The sequence below is a fragment of the Arthrobacter sp. QXT-31 genome (assembly GCF_001969265.1).
Lineage (GTDB): Bacteria > Actinomycetota > Actinomycetes > Actinomycetales > Micrococcaceae > Arthrobacter.
In genome coordinates, this window is record NZ_CP019304.1 from 2530246 (window position 1) to 2544636 (window position 14391).

The 14391-nt window shown below is 66.7% G+C and carries 16 protein-coding genes; 13 read left to right on the forward strand and 3 right to left on the reverse strand.

What is annotated here, in order from left to right:
- Positions 1-35 precede the first annotated feature (35 nt).
- Complete coding sequence (locus BWQ92_RS11450) at positions 36-818, forward strand: hypothetical protein (RefSeq protein ID WP_076799640.1); 783 nt, start codon at positions 36-38, stop codon at positions 816-818.
- Between the two features lie 93 nt (positions 819-911).
- Here BWQ92_RS11450 and BWQ92_RS11455 read toward each other — a convergent pair whose 3' ends face one another.
- On the reverse strand, positions 912-1460 hold the full coding sequence (locus BWQ92_RS11455) for a TetR/AcrR family transcriptional regulator (protein ID WP_076799642.1): 549 nt from the start codon (positions 1458-1460) through the stop codon (positions 912-914).
- On the reverse strand, positions 1457-3457 hold the full coding sequence (locus BWQ92_RS11460; protein ID WP_076799643.1) for an MFS transporter: 2001 nt from the start codon (positions 3455-3457) through the stop codon (positions 1457-1459). The genes BWQ92_RS11455 and BWQ92_RS11460 overlap by 4 nt, the downstream gene beginning before the upstream one ends.
- Before the next feature lie 207 nt (positions 3458-3664).
- Between BWQ92_RS11460 and BWQ92_RS11465 the strand changes: the two genes are divergently transcribed.
- From BWQ92_RS11465 to BWQ92_RS11495, 7 genes are all read left to right on the forward strand, one after another.
- A complete protein-coding gene (locus BWQ92_RS11465) occupies positions 3665-4786 on the forward strand; it encodes an iron-siderophore ABC transporter substrate-binding protein (RefSeq protein ID WP_076799645.1) in 1122 nt (373 codons plus the stop codon).
- A 9-nt stretch (positions 4787-4795) separates the two neighbouring features.
- Positions 4796-5905 (forward strand): FecCD family ABC transporter permease, encoded by a 1110-nt coding sequence (locus BWQ92_RS11470; protein WP_076799647.1) that lies wholly within the window; start codon positions 4796-4798, stop codon positions 5903-5905.
- 20 nt (positions 5906-5925) lie between these two features.
- Positions 5926-7032 carry a FecCD family ABC transporter permease gene (locus tag BWQ92_RS11475; RefSeq protein WP_076803671.1) on the forward strand — a complete coding sequence of 369 codons (1107 nt, stop codon included), beginning with the start codon at positions 5926-5928 and terminating at the stop codon, positions 7030-7032.
- Positions 7032-7859, forward strand: coding sequence for an ABC transporter ATP-binding protein (locus tag BWQ92_RS11480; protein ID WP_076799649.1), 828 nt, complete (start codon positions 7032-7034; stop codon positions 7857-7859). Before BWQ92_RS11475 ends, BWQ92_RS11480 begins: the two co-directional genes overlap by 1 nt.
- A complete protein-coding gene (locus tag BWQ92_RS11485) occupies positions 7856-8929 on the forward strand; it encodes a siderophore-interacting protein (RefSeq protein WP_076799650.1) in 1074 nt (357 codons plus the stop codon). Before BWQ92_RS11480 ends, BWQ92_RS11485 begins: the two co-directional genes overlap by 4 nt.
- 214 nt (positions 8930-9143) lie before the next feature.
- A complete protein-coding gene (locus BWQ92_RS11490; protein WP_076803672.1) occupies positions 9144-9977 on the forward strand; it encodes an SGNH/GDSL hydrolase family protein in 834 nt (277 codons plus the stop codon).
- A 110-nt stretch (positions 9978-10087) separates the two neighbouring features.
- The gene (locus BWQ92_RS11495; RefSeq protein WP_076799652.1) at positions 10088-11056 is read left to right on the forward strand and encodes an IS481 family transposase; all 969 of its coding nucleotides are present in this window, start codon (positions 10088-10090) and stop codon (positions 11054-11056) included.
- 39 nt (positions 11057-11095) lie between these two features.
- Here BWQ92_RS11495 and BWQ92_RS11500 read toward each other — a convergent pair whose 3' ends face one another.
- Positions 11096-11380: a YciI family protein gene (locus BWQ92_RS11500; protein ID WP_076799653.1), complete on the reverse strand. Its 285-nt coding sequence runs from the start codon at positions 11378-11380 to the stop codon at positions 11096-11098.
- A gap of 95 nt (positions 11381-11475) precedes the next feature.
- On the opposite strand from BWQ92_RS11500, the gene BWQ92_RS11505 reads away from it, so the two are divergent.
- From BWQ92_RS11505 to rpsN, 5 genes are all read left to right on the forward strand, one after another.
- Positions 11476-11961, forward strand: coding sequence for a MarR family winged helix-turn-helix transcriptional regulator (locus tag BWQ92_RS11505; RefSeq protein WP_076799655.1), 486 nt, complete (start codon positions 11476-11478; stop codon positions 11959-11961).
- Positions 11962-12058: 97 nt separating this feature from the next.
- On the forward strand, positions 12059-12820 hold the full coding sequence (locus BWQ92_RS11510) for an SGNH/GDSL hydrolase family protein (RefSeq protein ID WP_076799657.1): 762 nt from the start codon (positions 12059-12061) through the stop codon (positions 12818-12820).
- A 500-nt stretch (positions 12821-13320) separates the two neighbouring features.
- Positions 13321-13557, forward strand: a complete 237-nt coding sequence (gene rpmB, locus BWQ92_RS11515; protein ID WP_003798559.1) for a 50S ribosomal protein L28 — start codon at positions 13321-13323, stop codon at positions 13555-13557.
- Positions 13557-13724 carry a 50S ribosomal protein L33 gene (gene rpmG, locus BWQ92_RS11520; protein WP_003798558.1) on the forward strand — a complete coding sequence of 56 codons (168 nt, stop codon included), beginning with the start codon at positions 13557-13559 and terminating at the stop codon, positions 13722-13724. The genes rpmB and rpmG overlap by 1 nt, the downstream gene beginning before the upstream one ends.
- Positions 13725-13728: 4 nt before the next feature.
- Positions 13729-14034 carry a 30S ribosomal protein S14 gene (gene rpsN / locus BWQ92_RS11525; protein WP_076799658.1) on the forward strand — a complete coding sequence of 102 codons (306 nt, stop codon included), beginning with the start codon at positions 13729-13731 and terminating at the stop codon, positions 14032-14034.
- The last annotated feature ends 357 nt before the right edge of the window (positions 14035-14391 follow it).

Sequence of the window (14391 nt, forward strand, 5' to 3'; positions counted from 1 at the left end):
GAGAGCTTGACGGCGTCATTTCGAAAGGCACCATCATGCGCCCTGCGTTCCGCGCCCCCGTTATTACCGCCCTTGCTGCCGCCGCCTTCTCGCTGGCCGGTTGCGGGGCCATGGTTTCGGCAACACCCTCGGCAACCGCACCCGCCGCTTCGTCGTCCGCACCGGCTGCTTCAGCGACGGCATCTGCTGCTTCCGCGTCCTCACCCGCTGCTTCCGCAACGCCATCGGCTTCACCGAGCCCGTCCTCCTCCGCCACTGGCGGTGCCGGCGGTGCTGTCTCACCGGGGACCACGCCGTCGTCCGCGCCGGCGCCCGCCGGGCTGAAGACGTACACCTTCCCGAACGGGCATGTGTCCTTTAAGTACCCGGCCGACTGGAAGGTCGAGCTCTTCACCGGTGCCGGGTCGCCGTCGGAGTCCGCTACCGCCACGGTCATCGACGCCAGCGGCACCAGGCAGGCCACCGTGTACTCCGGAAAGATTGCCGATGGCGTCTCCCACCCGGTGACCCGCACGGTCTTTGAGTCCGCGCCGGTGCCGGGCCTCGCGGCCCAGCCGGCACCCGCCGCCCACTACGCGTTCTACGTGGACCGCATGGACGCCAACGCGACCTACCGCATGCACCTGTCGGCCGGAGCACCCAGGTCAGGACAGGAAGCCGCGCTGGACGGCATTATCCGCACCGCGGACGGCGTCATCCTGGCCGACGTGCAGTTTATCGAGAAGCCCTTCGCCAACGACGCCGCGGCCAAGTCCTGGCTTGCGGGCGCGGAGGGGCAGGCGCTCAAGGCGCTGCTGCTGAGCATCTCCTACAGCTGACGCTCTCTCAGCTCCTGCAGCAAATCAGCCAACGCTCCCGCACTGAGGTGCGGGAGCGTTGCGTTGTGGGCGAGGGGATGAGCGCCGGGGAGGCTAGGAGTGCGCGGCCGTGCAGGCGTCGATCTGGGCCTGCACAATCCCGCCGTAATAGGCGACCAGCTCGTCAAAGTCCCACCCGTCGAAAAGCCCCAGCGTCCGCACGGTTTCCCCGAAGCCGGTCATCAGCGCGGTGACCGTCGATGCATAGCGGCGGTCCGGCGTCGCGTCCCCGATGAGCTTTGCGATGCTGCCAAGGTAGCGTTCGCGCAGTTCGTTCCGTGCGGCTTCAGGATCCGGAGCGTCGTGGACGTTGATCGGAATGATGGCCCAGGGTTCCTGCATGCCGCGTTCCCGGCGCATCAGCACGCGGAAGACGAGAGCGCCGCCGAGCTCGGATGCGGGGACGGTCAGTTCGGTGAGCAGCGATTCGTCCGGCTGCACAGCTGCGAAGAGCTTCGCCTTGGAGATGAAGAGCTTCATCACCAGGGCCGCCGAAACCCCGGCCTCGGCGGCGATGTCCCGGACCGTCACGGCCCGGTAGCCCCGCTCGCCGAACAGCCGCCCCGCCGCGCTGAGGATGGACTCCTGGCTGGGGCTGCTCATGCCGGCACTGGCTCTCCGCCGGCCCGTCGGGCGGTTGCCTGTACTGTGCCGTTCCCCTGTACCGGTTCAGCTGAAAGGTCCACGGTCAGGGAGCGGTTGTCGACGGCGAGCTTCCGGGCCACGGCTTGATGAGTCACGGGATGAAGCATAGTCACTATGTAGCGTCCGGCGGCAGGCAGCGGAAGGGTGTACACGCCGTCGTCGTCCGTCCTGGCGGTGGCCACATGCTCGCCGGTGGCGTGCAGCAGCGTCACCACCGCTCCGGCAACGGGCTCACCGCCGACGGCCGCCCGGCCGCCGATTTCCAGCCGCTCGTGGAGGAGGAAATTCTGCTTCAGCGTCCGGCCGTCGAAATCGAAGACCTCCGCCATCGGCGCCCAGCCCGCGGCGTTGGCCACCACGAGGTATTTCCCGGCGCCCGACAGCGCCACCGAGTAGTTGCCGTCGCTGTCCACGCGGCTCCAGTCCACCGGCTCGCCTTCTGTCCGGAGGACGGTGACGACGGCGGGAGTGAGCGGGCGGTGGTCGGGCGCCAGGACGCGTCCCTGCACCACGAGTTCGGCTGCCGCCGGCACCGCCGGCTTCTCGGCAGCGGTGCGGTGGGCGGCGCGCGGGATGAAGACGGCGGCAAGGACGGAGGCGGCGGACGCCAGTGCGGCCATCCAGAACACGTCCCTGAAAGCCTCAAGCGAGGGGAGTCGGGCGGCGCCGAGCGGTATGGTCACGGAGGTGAGCACGGCGGCGACGGCGGCACTGGAGGTCGCGGTGCCGATGGAACGGACCAGGCTGTTCAGGCCGTTGGCGGACGCGGTCTCCGTGATCGGGACGGCACCCATGATCAGCGTTGGCATGGCGGCATAGGCAATGGCCGTGCCGATGCTCACCACCGTGGAGCCGATGACCACCCACGTGATGGAGTCGTAGAAGAACACCCGGCCCACGTACCCGGCAATCATCACCCCCGCACCCGCCATCAGCGCGGCCCTGCCCCCGAAGCGCCGGATGATGCCGCCGGACACCGGGGCGAACACCACCATGGCCAGGCCGGACGGCACCATGCACAGACCGGCCATGATGACATTTAGTTCAAAGCCGTAGCCGGTGGCGTGCGGAAGCTGCAGCTGCTGGGTGGTGAGGAGCATGTTGGCGAACATGGCGAAGCCGATCAGCAGCGATGCCAGGTTTGTCATCAGGACAGGCCGCCGCGCCGTGGTGCGAAGATCCACCATGGGCTGGCCCACCCTGAGCTCGTAAGGAATCCAGGCGGCCAGCAGGAGCGCCGCGGCGAGGAACAGCAGGAGCACGGGTTCCGAGCCCCAGCCCCAGGCGCCGCCCTTGGAGATGGCCAGCAGCAGCGAACCCAGCGCGGCGGAGAGCACCAGCGCGCCGGCGTAGTCGAAGCGGCCGGGGGTGCGCACCCTGGATTCGGGGACAACGAGCACGACGGCGAGCAGCAGCAGTGTGCCGGCGGCGGCGGAAACCCAGAAGATCGATGTCCAGCCGAGGCTTTCGTAGAGGAGGCCGGCGAGCGGCAGGCCCATGGCACTGCCGATGCCCAGGGTGGCGCTCATCAGTGCCACGGCGGAGCCCATCTTTTCCTTGGGCAGTTCGTCGCGCATGATGCTGATGCCTACGGGGATCAGGGAGGCGGAGAACCCCTGAAGTGCCCGCCCGATGATCAGCCACAGGAACGTGCCGCCCAGGGCGGCCATGACCGAGCCCGCCACCATGATGGCCAGGCACGCAACCATCATTTTCCGCTTGCCGTACATGTCCGCGCTGCGGGACACGATCGGCGTGGCGACGGCGCTCGCGAGGAGCGTCGCCGTCACCAGCCAGGATGCGTCGTCCGCAGTAACCGCCAGGATCCGCGGAAAATCTGGCAGCAGCGGCACCACCAGGGTCTGCATGAGGGCCACGAGTGTGCCGCTGAGCGCCAGGACCGCGGTGATGGCGGAGGGGCTGCGGGCCGGCTTCGGGGCGGGAGGAGCTGTCATGTGGGCAGGCCTTTGCGGGGACGTCGGGCCCGACAAAGGGTGAACGGGCGTTTACTCCTTCAAAGTGAACCACCGTTCACCCTTTCCCTGCAAGACGCTTGCAGCTAGTCTGGCCACTGCGCGCAATTACGTGATGCAAAGCTTTCGTAATCTTCGGAAGGATAGGCTAGCCTTACTTAGGTTCGCTTCATTCACCTAAGGAGTTCCGTGACTTCCCCCCTCTTCTCCGGCCGGCAGGCTGTTACCGGCGGCCCTGCTGCCGGCACCACCCGCCGCTCCCTGTTCAAGACCGCCGGCAAGGCCACCGCTGTCCTTGCCGCTGCGGCGCTTTCCCTGACCGCATGCTCCACCGGGCCGGCGTCGTCCTCCGCGGACACCGGATCCACGGCTTCCGCGAGCGCGCAGTTCCCGGTGACCATCAAGAACGTCTTCGGCGAAACCACCATCGAGGAACAGCCCAAGCGCGTTGTCACCATCTCGTGGGTCAATGACGACATCGCCCTCGCGCTCGGCGTGGTTCCCGTCGGCGTCCCGAAGAACGAGTGGGGCAACAACGACAAGGGCTCCACCCCGTGGAAGGACGCCGCCCTCGAGAAGCTGGGCGCCTCCTTCGGCAGCGACAAGGCCCCGGTCCAGTTCTCCGAGGCCGACGGCATCAACTCCACCGAGATCGCCAAGCTCAACCCGGACGTCATCCTGGCCGCCTACTCCGGCCTCGAAGCCGCGGACTACAAGAAGCTCACCGAAATTGCGCCCGTCGTGGCCCAGCCTGAGCTCGCCTACGGCACTCCGTGGCAGGAAGCCACCACCCTGATCGGCAAGGCCCTCGGCAAGACCGCCGAAGCGGAGAAGCTCGTTGCCGACACCGAGGCCACCATCAAGACCGAGGCCGCCAAGTACCCGCAGATCACGGGCAAGTCCTTCATCTACGGCAACCTGGAGCCGGCCAAGGGCGACGGCGTGAACGTCTACCTCGCAGCGGACAATCGCCCGCGCTTCCTGACCGAGATCGGCATGAAGCCGGCCGCCATTGTGGAGGAGAAGTCCAAGGGCTCCAAGGAGTTCTTCACAGCGTGGTCCGCCGAGAAGGCCAACGAGCTGGAATCCGACGTCTTTGTGACCTGGGTTCCGGATGCCAAGACCAAGGACCAGATCATCAAGGATCCCCTGCTGAGCCAGATCCCGGCCGTCAAGAAGGGCGCCCTGGTTGCCGACTCGGACAACACCCTGACGCTGGCGATCTCCGCGTCGTCCCCGCTGAGCCTGCCGTGGGCCCTGGACAAGTTCCTGCCGCAGCTCGCAGCCGGCGCTGACGCAGCCGCCAAGTAGTTCCCAGCCATGACATCAAGCACGACGGCGGCCTCCTCCGGGAAGCGCGAACGGACACTTGTGGCCCCTGTGGCCGCACCTGTTGGGCCACAACTGTCCGCTCGCGCCCAGCCTGCACGCAAGGTCCGCGGGCCGCGCGCTGCCTGGCTGGTGGTTGCCGTCGTCGTGCTTGCTGTTGTCTGCGGAGCCTCACTCGCCGTGGGCGCCCGCGGCCTGTCCCTCGAAACCGTGTGGCAGGCGCTGACCGAGTTCAACCCGGCGGACGGCGACCACGCCGTGGTCCACGCCCGGATCCCGAGGACCATACTGGGCCTGCTTGCAGGTGCCGCGCTGGGCCTGGCGGGCGCGGCGATGCAGGGCGTGGCGCGCAATCCGCTGGCCGACCCGGGCATCATCGGCATCAACGCCGGCGCCGCACTGGCCGTGGTCACCGGGATCTATGTCTTCGGTATCTCCTCGCTGACCGGCTACATCTGGTTCGCCTTCATCGGCGCCGCCGCGGCCGCCGTCGTCGTTTACCTCATCGCCTCCATGGGCCGGGCCGGCGCGACGCCGGTCAAGCTCGCCCTGGCGGGCGCCGCCCTCAGCGCCGGGCTGTTCTCCCTGATGAACGTCATCCTGGTTTCCAGCCAGGACACCCTGGACCGCTTCCGCTTCTGGCAGGTGGGCGGCATTGCCGGGCGTGACTGGTCCGTGCTGCTGCCCGGCCTGCCGTTCCTCGCCGCCGGGGCACTGATCGTGCTCCTGGCCGGACGGGTCCTCAACAGCCTGGCACTCGGCGACGATGTGGCCCGGGGCCTGGGCCAGAACGTCGGCCTGGCCCGGGCCGTCACCGCGCTGGGCATCGTCCTGCTGTGCGGGTCGGCGACGGCGCTGGCCGGGCCCATTGGGTTCGTCGGCCTCGTTGTCCCGCACGCGGTGCGCTTCCTGACCGGGCCCGACTACCGCTGGATCCTGCCGTTCTCCGCGGTGCTGGCACCGGCACTGCTGCTGGTGTCCGACGTCGTCGGACGCGTAATCCTGCTTCCCGGCGAGGTCCCGGCCGGCATCATGACCGCCCTTATCGGCGCCCCGGTCTTCGTCTGGCTGGTCCGCCGCGGGAAGGGTGCGGGACTGTGACCTTCGATTTGAACACCAGGATGCGCGAACGTACAGATAAGGCCCCAAATGAGCCCGGTCCGGGGCCACAAGTGCCCGTTCGCGCTTCGAACCGGCGAACCAAACTGAACCGTACAGCGGTACTGGCTGCCGGCGTCGTGCTTCTTCTGGCCGCCAGCATCCTGCTGGGAAGCTACACCGTCACCATTCCCGACTTCTTCAAAATCCTCACCGCCCACTTCACGGGCGGCGAGAAGATCCCCGGCGCCAGCTTCATCGTGATGGAAGCCAAGCTGCCGCGCGCTGTCATCGGCACGCTGATCGGCCTGGCGTTCGGACTCTCCGGTGCGCTGTTCCAGACCATGCTGCGCAACCCGCTGGCCAGCCCGGATGTGATCGGCATCAGCTACGGGGCCAGCGCGGCGGCGGTCCTGGCCATCGTGGTTTTCGGTGCCTCCGGTGCCGTGGTGTCCGGCGCTGCCCTGGGCGGCGCCATGGCCGTGGCGGCACTGATCTACGGAATTTCCCGCAGCGGCTCCCTGGGCACCGGCGGCGGCAGCCGCGGGAACGCCGCCGGCAGCCGCCTCATCCTCGCCGGCGTCGGCATCGCCGCCGCGCTGCACGCGATGGTCAGCTTCCTCATGACCCGTGCCGATATCCGCACCGCCGCCGAGGCGCTGATCTGGATCAACGGCTCGCTCAACTCCGCCAGCTGGGACCGCGCGGGGGTGCTGGTCCTGACGCTGCTGGTCCTGGTTCCGGTCGCCGGCCTGCTGGCAGGGCCGCTGCGCATCCTCGAACTGGGGGACGACGCCGCAGCCGGACTTGGCATCCGCGTCGGTGGCACCCGGCTGGGACTGGTGCTCACCGCCGTCGCGCTTGCGGCAGTGGCGACGGCGGCCGCCGGGCCGGTAGCGTTCGTCGCCTTCCTTGCCGCCCCCATCGCGCGCCGCTTCACCGGCCGTTCCAGCCTCCCGGCGTCGGCCCTGGTGGGCGCCCTGATCGTCCTGGCGGCGGACTACTTCGCCGCCAACATCGCCCCGCTGTTGCTGGACGGCACCGTCCTGCCCGTCGGTGTGGTCACCGGCGCACTCGGCGCCCCGTTCCTGCTGTGGCTCCTGGTCACGTCCAACCGAAAGGATGCCTGATGGCTGTTCTGCAAGCCCGGGACCTCACGCTGCAGTACGACCAGCGGCGGGTCGTGGAAAACCTCACGGCGGAGATCCCCGAGGGCAGGGTGACCATGATCGTGGGCGCCAACGCCTGCGGCAAATCCACGCTGCTGCGCGGCCTGTCCCGCCTCCTCAAGCCGGCCGGCGGTACAGTCACGCTCGACGGCAAGGACATCCACTCCCGCCCGGCGCGTGAGCTGGCCCGCACCCTCGGCCTGCTGCCACAGCATCCGATGGCGCCGGACGGCATCACCGTCCGCGACCTGGTGGGCCGCGGACGGTACCCGCACCAGGGCTTCTTCCGCAGCTGGTCGGAGAAGGACGACGCCGCGGTGCAGCGTGCGCTGGAAGCCACCGAAACGCTGGAGCTCGCCGGGCGGAACGTCGACGAACTTTCCGGCGGCCAGCGCCAGCGCGTGTGGATCGCCATGGCGCTCGCCCAGGAAACGGAGGTGCTGCTGCTTGATGAGCCCACCACCTACCTGGACCTCGCCCACCAGGTTGAGGTGCTGGACCTGGTCACCGACCTGAACCGGCAGCGCGGCACCACCGTGGCGATCGTGCTGCACGACCTCAACCTCGCCGCGCGGTACGCGGACCATGTCATCGCCCTGAAGGCCGGGCGGATCGTGGCAGAGGGCACGTCGTCCAGCGTGATCACCGAGGAACTGGTCCGGCATGTCTTCGGACTGGAATCCCGGGTGGTGCCGGATCCGGTGTCCGGCACTCCGCTGATCATCCCGCTCGGCAGGCACCACGCAGACCCAAAAGTTCCGACGACGACCCTGGAGATTGCTTCATGAGTGCAGTACATAACGGTCCCGCCCGCACCTCCACCACGGACCGTCCGGGGATCGCCACCGAGCCGATGACCCTGGCGTTCGATGTCACCGTCTCCGCGGTGCAGGAGCTCAGCCCGAACTTCCGGCGCGTGACGTTGGGTGGCTACTCCCTGCGCGACTTCGGCGTCAACGGAGACAGCCTGGATCTGCGCATCAAACTCATGATCCCCTCGCTGGCGCCGGACGGCACCCGGCTTCCGCTGCCGAAGTTCCGGATGGAGGAGAGCGGCTGGTACCAGGAGTGGCTGGCCATGGACCCCGCCACCCGCGGCTCCATGCGGACCTACACCGTCCGGCAGGCCCGGCTGGACGCCGTGTACCCGGAGATCGATGTCGATTTCGTCATGCACTTCGACGCCGAGGGCAACGGCGGTCCCGCGGCGAACTGGGCGCTGACGGCCAAACCGGGCGACGCACTCACCCTGATCGGGCCGAACAACCGCGCGGCACAATGCGCCACCGCGGAAACGTACTCGGGTGTCGAATGGCGCCCCGGCCTGGCCGGACGCGTGCTCCTCGCCGGTGACGAGACGGCCGTCCCCGCCATCAGCGCCATTCTGGAAAGCCTGCCCGACTACATGACAGGGCATGCTTTCCTGGAAGTGCCGGAGGCCGGGGACTTCCTGGACCTGCAAACAGCAGCCGACGTCGAAATCACCTGGCTGGCACGCGGCGCCTCGATCGGCAGGTCCCGTCCGCACGGTGAGCTCCTTCAGGAAGCGGTGCGGTCGGCTGTCCCCGTGCCCGGCTGGGTGGGCATCAAGTCCGCCGAAGCCGCCGGCCCGGAGCCCGACGACGTGAACGTGGACCAGGAGATCCTTTGGGAAACCCCGGCGCGCCTCGATGCCGCCACCGTGAGCGCCACGAAAAACCCGGACAAGCCCGCCGGAGCCCTGCCGTTCTACGCATGGATCGCCGGGGAAGCCGGGGTTATCAAGGAGATGCGGCGCTACCTGGTGCGCGACGTCGGCATTGACCGGAAGCAGGTGGCCTTCATGGGGTACTGGCGGCAGGGTAAAGCCGAGCTCTGAGTCTCCGAGTTCCGGGCCGCCGGCACAGACGCTCCCTCACCTCCCGTCGCCTGAACCCCGGCGCTTCCTCAGCTCCTGCCGCTTGAACCACCACGCTTCCTCAGCTCCTGCCGTCTGAGCCCCGACGCTTCCGCACCTCGAATGCGTTGGGAGGGCCCGCCGTCGTTCATCTGGGGTTTCCCTGGGTGTTGCTGTGCGTGTGTATCTTGTCCGGGTGGGTGTCTCTCCATTGCTTCCTGACCGGGGAAGGCGGCGCGTATTCGTTGCCTTGGGGGACTCCTTTACGGAAGGCGTGGGCGACCGGAGCTCCAAGCTGCCCAACGGAGTGCGCGGTTGGGCTGACCGGGTGGCGGAGAAACTCGCCAAGGCAGAACCCGGCTGGCACTACGCCAATCTCGCCATCAGGAGCAAGCGCCTGCGCCACATCGTGGACGAACAGCTGGAGCAGGCACTGGCCATGGAGCCCACGCTCATCACCCTCTACGCCGGCGGGAACGACATCCTTGACTTCGGCACGGACATGGACCAGCTGCTGGCCCAATATGAGGAATTGGTGGCACGGCTGGCAGCCACGGGCGCCACCCTGGTGCTGTTCACAGGCTTCGATGTCAAGGTATCCGCCGTGCTTGAACCGCTGAAGAAGCGGAACACCCTGTATAACCGGCGGGTCCGGCAGCTAGCCGCCAAATACGGGGCCGTCCTCGTGGACTACTGGTGCTTCGAGGCCTTCCACGACCGCAGGATGTGGGACACCGACCGGCTGCACATGTCCAAGGCCGGCCACAAGTACCTCGCGGCCCAGGTCCTCGACCATTTGGGCGTGCCGCACAAAATCAGCCTGAAGGAGTGGGAGCCGCCGGCCAGGGTGACGCTCCGCGACTGGGAGCGGCGGCAGCGGCGCTGGGTGAAAGACTGGGTGCTGCCGCTGTTTGGCCGCAAGCTTCGCGGCGTCACGCTGGGCGACAACCTTAGTCCCCGCTGGCCCCAGCCAGTGAAGGTGCCGCGCAAAGGCGGGCTGAAAAAGCTGATGGAGCCGCCGGCCTCCTAGCTGTATTGACCACGGACGTTAGTGACGCTCGGCGTGGTTCGGTGACATGAAGAAGACCTCCGGGTGGAGTGGGGCTTGTCTAGAGTCCAATTCCACGCACGGAGGTCTTCATGTCCCACCCTAACGCTCTTCTGACGCCCCGTGGCCGGCTGCAGCTCGCGCAGTGTGTCGTTGACCAATGTTGGAGTCTGCGCCGGGCCGCGGAACGGTTCCAGGTCTCGGTCCCGACCGCTGCGCGCTGGGCTGAGCGCTACCGCGAGCATGGACCGGAAGCAATGGAGGACCGCTCCAGCCGCCCGCACTCTTCGCCTCGGCGGACTGCCACGCGTACCGAGCGGCGGATCATCGCCCTCCGTGTGAACCGCCGGTGGGGCCCTGCCAGGATCGGTTATCTGCTGGGCATCCACCCCTCCACCGTCCATCGTGTGCTGTCCCGCTACCGGCTCGCGAAACTGGCCTGGCTCGATCGCGGCACCGGCAGGGTGATCCGCCGCTACGAACACGACAAGCCCGGGGACCTGGTCCACGTCGACATCAAAAAGCTCGGCCGTATCCCCAATGGCGGCGGACACCGGGTCCTGGGCAGGACCGCCGGGTGGAAGAACAAGACCGGCACCACGGCCAACCGCCGGCCCGGCTATCACTACCTCCACAACGCCGTCGATGACCACTCACGTCTTGCCTACAGCGAGATCCTCACCGACGAGAAAAAGGAAACAGCAGCAGCCTTCTGGTCCCGGGCCAATGCCTGGTTCAACGCCCACGGAATCACCGTCCAGCGCGTCCTGACCGATAACGGGAACTGCTACCGGTCCCGCGCTTTCGCTGAAGCCCTGGGCCCGGACATCAAGCACAAACGCACCCGCCCCTACCGGCCACAAACCAACGGCAAGGTCGAACGCTTCAACCGGACCATGCTCGAGGAATGGGCCTACATCCGCCCGTACCGCTCAGAGGCCGAGCGTGTCGCCGCTTTCCCCGACTGGCTCCATGCCTACAATCACCACCGAGCCCACACCGCCCTCAAAGGTCAGACACCGGTCAGCCGCGTCACCAACCTCTCAGGTCAATACACCTAGCCATCCGGTTTTAGTCCGGCGGGTTCAGCCCGGCCGGTTCTAGTCCAGCAGGTTCTCGAACCCCGGTGCAGTGCGGTTGGCGGCAAATTCCATGACGTCGAAGTCGGCAACGCCATGCACGTTGAAGGGATCCTTGGCCAACGACTCATCGAGTGTGTTCCGGTCAGCCTTGGAAAGCAGCACGCCGCCCGTCCGCGGAACCTTGCGGCCGGCGGCGATGAAGACGCCTTCGTCGAATGCATCCTTCAGCCAGTCCACGTGGGCATCGAGGTGCTGGTCCACAATCTCTTGGGCAACTTTGTAAGTCAGGGAAACTACGTACATGACCGCCAGCCTACCGCCACAGCCCTGGCCGCCCGGCTGACCGCCGCCGGACCGTGCCTTGAACCGTCAAGCGTCAGTTCTCCTAGGATGGAGTAATGACCGAACCGCGCTGGCTCAACGCCAATGAACGCCGGGCATGGCTTGCCCTTCTCAGCATCAACACCATGCTGCCCGCGTCGCTCGATACCCAGCTGCATGCCGCCGGAAAGGTGTCGCTGTTCGACTACAACGTGCTGGCGATGCTCTCCGAAGCCGAAGGACGGTTCCTGCCGATGAGCGAGCTGGCCGCACGGACCAGCGCCTCCCTCTCCCGGCTGTCGCACGTGGTCACTAAACTCCAGAACCGCGGCTGGGTGGAACGCCGGCCGCATCCCGGCGACGCCCGCGTCACCACCGCACACCTCACCGAACAGGGCATGGCCACGATCGTGGAACTGGCACCGGGCCACGTCGAATCCGTCCGCTCGCTGTTCCTCGACGCCCTGAGTGAGCGTGATGTTGCTGACCTCGCCCGGATCGGCGAAAAGATCGTGGCCCGCTTGGACAGCAACCACTGGATTCTCCGCGAGCGGCAGCAGTAGCGCCAAGAGCAGTAGCCTCCGGGAACCGCAGCCGGCGGCCGCCGCCGGTACCAGCCCGTCTTGGTTGCTCCCGGCAACGGGTGGCAGACTTGCTTCCATGGATTTCACGGCCCGGTACGTTGCCCTCGGAGATTCCTTCACGGAGGGCGTGGGCGACGACGACCCGACGCGGCCCAACGGTGTCCGCGGCTGGGCTGACCGCGTGGCGGAGCAGCTGGCTGCGGCCGACCCGGGCTTCGGCTACGCCAACCTGGCGATCCGTGGCCGCAAGCTGCGCCAGATCCTGGCCGAGCAGGTGGACGCCGCCATCGCTCTTAACCCAACGCTGGTGTCCCTCTATGCCGGCGCCAACGACATCCTCCGGCCCAAGATCGACATCGACGACCTGCTCGTGGACTACGAGAAGGCCGTTGAAAAGCTCACGGCGACCGGCGCCACGGTGGTGCTGTTCACCGGTTTCGACGCGCGGGGCTCCAAGGTCTTTGGCACGATGCGGGGCCGGACAGCCATCTACAACGAGCTGGTACGCGGGATCGCCGGTGACCACGGCGCCCTGCTGGTGGACTACTGGCGCTTCAACGAATACTACGACTGGGGCATGTGGGCCCGGGACCGGATGCACATGTCAGCAGCCGGCCACGCAAACATGGCCAAGCGCGTCCTGACGGTCCTCGAACACGAGCACTCCATCGAGGTTCCGCCCATGACTCCCGTCCCCGAACTCAGCAAGGCGGAGGCACTGCGGGCCAACGCCCGTTGGGTCCGGGAATTCGCCGGGCCATGGGTAGTCCGCCGGGTCACGGGCAAGTCCTCCGGTGACAACCTGAAGCCCAGGTACGCCCAGCTCACCCGGCTCTAGCGGGCGATACCGGACGTGGCTGCGGCGCGTTGGCCCGCCGTCGGACGTCTTTTACCCTGCGGGAACCTGCGGTGGCAAAGCCGCCGAAAACCCACCGTCTTCGGAACTTCAGCAGGCGACGGCGCCGGGGGGCTTTATACACCCTTTCCCGACGGATTGGTCTTTAATTCGCGTGTCTCGTAGACTTGGTTGGCGCCAGGTGGCGCGGAGCGTGTGCAATTGCTCCGGTTTGCGGCGGCTGTAGTCAGTATTCACAGTCCCTTCAGGCCGGTAGTTAGGGGCTCAAGTTGCGTGCATTCCTGTATTCGCCCAGTATCCCGGGACTTCGCAGTGGCCTCCATTGCCAAGTGTCCGTGGCTCATCGCATTCCGCCGCAGTGACCCGGTTCGCCGGTGTTTGCGACCTGCGGAATGTGTGAAGCTGGATGCGGACGTCGCCTGCCGCACGGTGAAGCAGAACTCTGCCCGCCGTTTCATTCATTTTTTCAGAGGAGAGTCGTCATGGCAGCACACTGCCAGGTGACCGGAGCCGAGCCGGGCTTTGGACACAGCATTTCGCACTCGCACCGCCGCAACAAGCGCCGGTTCGACCCGAACATTCAGAAGAAGCGCTACTGGGTTCCGTCCCTGCGCCGTAATGTCACTCTGCAGGTCTCTGCAAAGGGCATCAAGACCATCGACGTACGCGGCATCGACGTTGTCGTCGCCGACATCCTGGCACGAGGAGTGAAGCTCTAGTGGCAAAGGACAAGGACGTACGTCCGATCATCAAGCTCAAGTCGACCGCGGGCACGGGTTACACCTACGTAACCCGCAAGAACCGTCGTAACGATCCGGACCGCCTGGTCCTGAAGAAGTACGACCCCAAGATCCGCCAGCACGTCGAATTCCGAGAGGAGCGCTAAACACATGGCTAAGAAGTCCAAGATTGCTCGCAACGAGCAGCGCAAGGTCATCGTTGAGCGTTACGCTGCAAAGCGCCTCGAGCTGAAGAAGACCCTGGTTGACCCGAACGCGACTGACGAAGCACGCGAAGCTGCACGCCTCGGCCTGCAGAAGCTGCCCCGCAACGCCTCCCCGATCCGTCTGCGCAACCGCGACATCATCGACGGCCGTCCGCGCGGTACCTTCCAGAAGTTCGGTATTTCCCGTGTTCGCTTCCGCGACATGGCCCACAAGGGCGAGCTTCCGGGCATCACCAAGTCTTCCTGGTAATCCAGCATCGCTGATTCCAGCAGCTTGAGGAGGGCCGGCAACCATTTGGTTGTCGGCCCTCCTTTGCGTTTAACGGCTCTTCGTGCCGGGGGTAAGCAGGCGTGACGCACCACACAGAACTGAATTACGACGGCGGCGGGCGCCTTTTTTGCGTATCTCACCTTCTGGCCTGCGGAATCTAGCGGTTTTGGCCGCCCGGGAGCCACGTTTTTGGTTGGGTTGCGGTGGGGGTGGGGTGGGTGTATTGTTTTCTGAGTCGCCGCGAGGGAGACAGCGAAGAGCTGGTAACCGTGGGCGGCCAAATCCCCGAAATCAAGACCGGAATCCAGTGACTCTTTGGGTTGCTTGGGTGTGGTG

What these genes read in the sequence shown, in the direction of transcription:
- rpsN (WP_076799658.1), top strand. Translation starts at nt 13,729, where the DNA reads ATGGCTAAGAAGTCCAAGATTGCTCGCAACGAGCAGCGCAAGGTCATC.
- BWQ92_RS11470 (WP_076799647.1), top strand. Translation starts at nt 4,796, where the DNA reads ATGACATCAAGCACGACGGCGGCCTCCTCCGGGAAGCGCGAACGGACA.
- BWQ92_RS11495 (WP_076799652.1), top strand. Translation starts at nt 10,088, where the DNA reads ATGTCCCACCCTAACGCTCTTCTGACGCCCCGTGGCCGGCTGCAGCTC.
- BWQ92_RS11455 (WP_076799642.1), bottom strand. Translation starts at nt 1,460, where the DNA reads ATGAGCAGCCCCAGCCAGGAGTCCATCCTCAGCGCGGCGGGGCGGCTG.
- BWQ92_RS11450 (WP_076799640.1), top strand. Translation starts at nt 36, where the DNA reads ATGCGCCCTGCGTTCCGCGCCCCCGTTATTACCGCCCTTGCTGCCGCC.
- BWQ92_RS11505 (WP_076799655.1), top strand. Translation starts at nt 11,476, where the DNA reads ATGACCGAACCGCGCTGGCTCAACGCCAATGAACGCCGGGCATGGCTT.
- BWQ92_RS11480 (WP_076799649.1), top strand. Translation starts at nt 7,032, where the DNA reads ATGGCTGTTCTGCAAGCCCGGGACCTCACGCTGCAGTACGACCAGCGG.
- BWQ92_RS11485 (WP_076799650.1), top strand. Translation starts at nt 7,856, where the DNA reads ATGAGTGCAGTACATAACGGTCCCGCCCGCACCTCCACCACGGACCGT.
- BWQ92_RS11510 (WP_076799657.1), top strand. Translation starts at nt 12,059, where the DNA reads ATGGATTTCACGGCCCGGTACGTTGCCCTCGGAGATTCCTTCACGGAG.
- rpmB (WP_003798559.1), top strand. Translation starts at nt 13,321, where the DNA reads ATGGCAGCACACTGCCAGGTGACCGGAGCCGAGCCGGGCTTTGGACAC.
- BWQ92_RS11460 (WP_076799643.1), bottom strand. Translation starts at nt 3,457, where the DNA reads ATGACAGCTCCTCCCGCCCCGAAGCCGGCCCGCAGCCCCTCCGCCATC.
- BWQ92_RS11475 (WP_076803671.1), top strand. Translation starts at nt 5,926, where the DNA reads ATGCGCGAACGTACAGATAAGGCCCCAAATGAGCCCGGTCCGGGGCCA.
- BWQ92_RS11500 (WP_076799653.1), bottom strand. Translation starts at nt 11,380, where the DNA reads ATGTACGTAGTTTCCCTGACTTACAAAGTTGCCCAAGAGATTGTGGAC.